The 4,464-nt window shown below is 60.6% G+C and carries 3 protein-coding genes and 1 pseudogene; 3 read left to right on the top strand and 1 reads right to left on the bottom strand.

The annotated features are described in order from the left end of the window. Nucleotides 1-447: 447 nt before the first annotated feature. Nucleotides 448-1,773, top strand: coding sequence for a serine/threonine protein kinase (locus FJ398_26370; GenBank protein MBM3841410.1), 1,326 nt, complete (start codon nt 448-450; stop codon nt 1,771-1,773). A gap of 19 nt (nt 1,774-1,792) precedes the next feature. Here FJ398_26370 and FJ398_26365 read toward each other — a convergent pair. After that, nucleotides 1,793-3,521, bottom strand: a pseudogene (locus FJ398_26365) (hypothetical protein). Between the two features lie 219 nt (nt 3,522-3,740). On the opposite strand from FJ398_26365, the gene FJ398_26360 reads away from it, so the two are divergent. Further along, nucleotides 3,741-3,998, top strand: a complete 258-nt coding sequence (locus tag FJ398_26360) for a hypothetical protein (GenBank protein ID MBM3841409.1) — start codon at nt 3,741-3,743, stop codon at nt 3,996-3,998. Further along, nucleotides 3,989-4,408, top strand: a complete 420-nt coding sequence (locus FJ398_26355) for a type II toxin-antitoxin system VapC family toxin (GenBank protein ID MBM3841408.1) — start codon at nt 3,989-3,991, stop codon at nt 4,406-4,408. The genes FJ398_26360 and FJ398_26355 overlap by 10 nt, the downstream gene beginning before the upstream one ends. The last annotated feature ends 56 nt before the right edge of the window (nt 4,409-4,464 follow it).

Raw genomic sequence — 4,464 nt, 5'->3', positions numbered from 1 at the left:
CAAAGGCCGCCTGGCTTCGTTGCTCCTCAGTCGAAGATCCAGGGAGGATATTCTCCTTCGTTGCGCCTCGCCATCCGGCCTTTGGCGCGAAAACAGGACCCCGCGGAATTTTCGGACACGCTCTGAGGAGAAACGAAGCCAGAAAGCGAAATCGCCCCAGCCCTCCGGGGCGGGGCGGCGCCTGGCCGGCTGCGGCGTTGCTCGTCGGTCACAGCCGCAAAACGGGGATGCTCCCTCCTCGCGCCCTGCATCTGGCCAGGCGGCGCTCCCGCCAAAACCGGAAGTTATTTTTGCACAGACCCTAAGGTGGGGCGAGACTCCTGCCGAGCCAATGCCGTCGAAGAACAGCTCCGCAGGAGCGCCGCTCCACCGTCGTTAACTGACGGGTTACCTCGGACGCATCGGTTCGGCTTTGGACAAACAGCAACTGTTGGTTATACTCCCGCCATGAACGCTCGATTTGTCCTGAGTACACGCATTGCCGCACGTCTTTCGCTTTGGTTTGCCGGACTCCTTTTGTTGCTTTCAAGAGCAGCCGCGGATTGGCCGGCGTGGCGCGGGCCAGAGGGTTCGGGCGTTGCAACAGACAAGCGCCTGCCCGTTCGTTGGAGCGCCAATGAAAACATTCGCTGGAAAGCGCCCCTGCCTGACCGAGGGAATTCCTCTCCCGTTGTCTGGAAAGACCACGTGTTTGTGGCTCAGGCAATCGAGAAAGCCAATCGGCGCGCACTCATGTGCTTCGACCGCGCGCAAGGCAAGTTGCTCTGGCAAACCGGCGTGACGCACAAAGAACCTGAAGAGACTCACGAGGATAATCCGTATTGCTCCGCTTCGCCGGTCACGGATGGCGAACGCGTTATCGTCTGGCACGGTTCGGCGGGCGTCTGGTGCTACGACCTGAGTGGCAAAGAACTTTGGCATCGCGATCTCGGCCCGCAAAAGCACGACTGGGGCTATGCGGCTTCGCCGGTGCTCCACAACGATCTTTGCTTCGTTCACTTCGGTCCCGGCGAACGCACCTTCCTGATCGCACTCAACAAGAAAACCGGGGAAACCATCTGGAAAGTGGATTTGCCTCCGATGCAACCGCCGCAAAGAACGGATGGCTTTGCAGGTCGGCGCGACGGATACATCGGCTCGTGGAGCACACCGATCCTGGTGAAGGCCAACCACCGCGCCGAACTGGTATTGAGCGTCCCGGAAAAAGTGCGCGCCTTTGATCCTCAAACGGGGAAAGCACTCTGGGAATGCGCAGGCTTGAACCCGCTCATTTATACCTCGCCGATTTACGGCGACGGAGTCGTGGTGGCGATGGGCGGATTCCTGGGCACAACCATTGCCGTTAAGCCCGGCGGCGACGGGGATGTCACGGCGACGCGCCGGCTCTGGCAAACGGCTCGAACCAAGAATCGCCTCGGCTCCGGCGTCATCGCAAACGGCCACGTCTTCATTCTCAACACGGAGGGTATTGCTGAATGCCTCGAACTCGGGACCGGAAAACGCGTCTGGGAAGAACGGTTGCGCGGCCAGGGTGCCAAGGCCGAATCGTGGTCATCCATGGTCCTTGCTGGCGACAAACTCTACATCGTCAATCAGTCGAGCGAAACCTCCGTGCTGCGCGCGAGTCCAACGTTCGAATTGATCGCCGTTAACCCTATCGAAGGCGAACTCACCAACTCGTCCATGGCTGTTTCCAACGGCGAGATCTTTATCCGCACGCACAAGAACCTCTGGTGCATAAGCGAAAACCAGCCCGGAACAACCACGCAGTAATAGCCGACGCCCCATGAAATCACTGCTCGTGGTCTTTCTTGTCCTTCATGTCTTTGATCTCGAAGCAGGCTCTCAGGCGTTTGTCCAGGCCGCCGCCGAGCTGCCGAACTTTCGCAAGCCCACCCACGACGTCGACCTGCGTTACTGGCTCCAAAACATGGTCTGGCACCATCGATTCACCGAAGCCGAAATCCAGTCCGCTACCGGGCTGAGCCTGGACGAAATGACCGCCGCATCCAAGCGCTTGAACATTGCTCCGTCCAATCGGCCCAAGCGTCCGGCAGATTCGCCGCTGTGGGTATTGCCCTACCCCGGCGGTCGTCATCCTCGCATTGGATTCCTCGAAGGCGCCATCCGGCCTCAACGCGAAACCAAGATCAGCGTTTTCACCCCGTGGGATGATGCCAGCTATGTGGTCGTTGATGTGCCCGAAGCGATCTGGTCGAACCTTGGCCTGACTTATCTCGCCCACACGCACGTGCCGACCGTCTGGACCAAACAGAACGTCGATTTGGCGCCCCAGGAATGGGAGCGACTCCCGGATGGATCCCTCCGCAGCGAACGCACGCTGCCGAACGGAATTCGATTCGGCGCGAAAGTTGAGCCGACCAAAGACTCCGTCCGCATGGAACTCTGGCTGCACAATGGAACCAGCGCGACCTTGACGGACCTGCGCGTCCAGAACTGTGTCATGCTGAAAGCCGCTCAAGGTTTCAATCAACTGACCAACGCGAACAAGGTTTTTGAAAAACCCTTCGTGGCCTGCCGCTCCGCGGACGGGAAACGCTGGATCATTTCTGCGTGGGAACCGTGCCATCGCCCCTGGGCGAACCCGCCGGTTCCCTGCCTGCACTCGGACCCGAAGTTTCCGGATTGTGCCCCAGGCGAAACCAAGCGCGTGCGCGGATGGCTCTCCTTTTACGAGGGGACCGACGTCAAATCGGAGTTCCAACGCGTCCAGAAAACAGGCTGGCTGAGCCCGTAGCGCCGGCTTCCAGCCCGCATGCCATGATAAGCCAGGATCGTTGATTGCTCGCGAAAACGAAGTTGGAAGTTCCAAGGGCGTCTTGAGTGATCTTACTTCGCCTTGACGTCGTAGCAGAAGAGCGTGCGTGGAACAGTTGATACCCATGCCATTGGCGGGACGGTCATATCGCCAGAGGAACTTGCCGTCGGAAGCCGCGACCCCGATGAGTCCCCTCGCGGTGAGTTGCACGTACTGGCGCTGCCCCTCGAAATCGATCGCGATGACCGACGCGTAGGCTGCTCCAGAGCCGCCCCCTCGACCTCCGAAACCACCGCGACCGCCACGTCGCCCGCCAGGGACGCCAGAACCGCTGGTTTCACCTGGAGGACTGGCGGGCACCTCGCACTTCCAAATTGTCTTGCCCGTCAACTTGTCGAGGGCCACCAGCATCCCTTCCTGGGCCCCGGGAGTGCAGATGACCTTGTTGCCATCAACCAACGGCGATTCGCGGAAGCTCCATTGCGGCAGGCTCCCGCCCAAATCGCGCGTCAGGCTTTTTTGCCAAAGGATTTGCCGTCCTTGACCTGCAAGCAGGACAAACGCCGCCCAAGCCCACCACATAGAGCCGTTCCCCATCGACCGTGGGAGTGCAACCCGGGCCCTCCTTTCCTTGGGGCCAGCCTCTTTGCTCGAAAGCGGGTCCGAGGCGTGACACCCACAGCTCCTTGCCATCCTCCTCGGAAAGCGCCCAAACGATTTCATCCGCGCCGCGATTGCCCATTCCGTAGATGCGCCCGTTGGCGATGGACGGAGCGCTGTCGCCGCCGAGGCCCTTGGTCTTCCCTTTTTTACATTTGTTCAGGCGCTGATTCCTGCCGCCCACAGATCTGGTGTGGCGAACGCTCGCTCGCTGCGCGCAGGCGCTTCGCCAAAGTCCGAATGTTAACTTGTGGAAATTGGCAGACTTGCCGTCAGGCGTTGAACTGGTCAAACTCTCTCCATGAGCTACAGGACGCTTGAAGTTGAGCTGGAAGACGGACGGGTACGCCCTCGCGGGTCGGAAACGCTTCCGAACAAGGCGCACGGCCTTTTGACGTTGCTCGATTCCAGCGGCCCTCCCGCCGCACTGACCTGCGGTGAGTTGGCCGACCGTTGGGCCCGGCTGGAAAAGCTTCCTTTGGAAGAAGCCCGTGCCTTCGCTGACGACCTTGACCAGGCCCGCACCAATCTGCCGCCGCTCAAAGCCACATGGGATTGATCCTCGACAGTTCGCTGCTGATTGCAGACGAACGAGGCAAGTTCGACATGCCCGGTTTTCTCCGGCAGTTTTCCGCTCTTCAACCGGTAATCGCCGCCATCACTGCCTCCGAACTTTTGCATGGAGTCGAACGCGCGCTGGACCCAGCCCGAAAGGCACGGCGTCAACGGCACGTTGAGCAGATCCTGGCCGCCTTGGCCATTCAGCCGTTTGACCTGACGCAGGCGCGCGTTCACGCCCGAATCTGGGCGGAGCTTGAGACGCGCGGGCAAGTGATCGGTCCACATGATTTGCAGATCGCCGCAGCGGGTCTCGCGCTCGGGCACGAAGTCGCCACCCTCAATGCCCAAGAGTTTCAACGTGTGACCGGCCTCAAGGTCGTGGATGCAGCGCCATTCAGGCGGCCTTGAGGGTTTGACCAAACCGAGACGCCGCGCCGCCCGTGAACCTCGTGAGAGTCCGGGTG

The sequence above is a fragment of the Verrucomicrobiota bacterium genome, assembly GCA_016871535.1.
Classification (GTDB): domain Bacteria; phylum Verrucomicrobiota; class Verrucomicrobiia; order Limisphaerales; family SIBE01; genus VHCZ01.
This window is presented reverse-complemented; position numbering and strand designations above follow the sequence as displayed.

Coding starts and splice junctions, on each gene's coding strand:
- FJ398_26370 (MBM3841410.1), top strand. CDS start 448: ATGAACGCTCGATTTGTCCTGAGTACACGCATTGCCGCACGTCTTTCG.
- FJ398_26360 (MBM3841409.1), top strand. CDS start 3,741: ATGAGCTACAGGACGCTTGAAGTTGAGCTGGAAGACGGACGGGTACGC.
- FJ398_26355 (MBM3841408.1), top strand. CDS start 3,989: ATGGGATTGATCCTCGACAGTTCGCTGCTGATTGCAGACGAACGAGGC.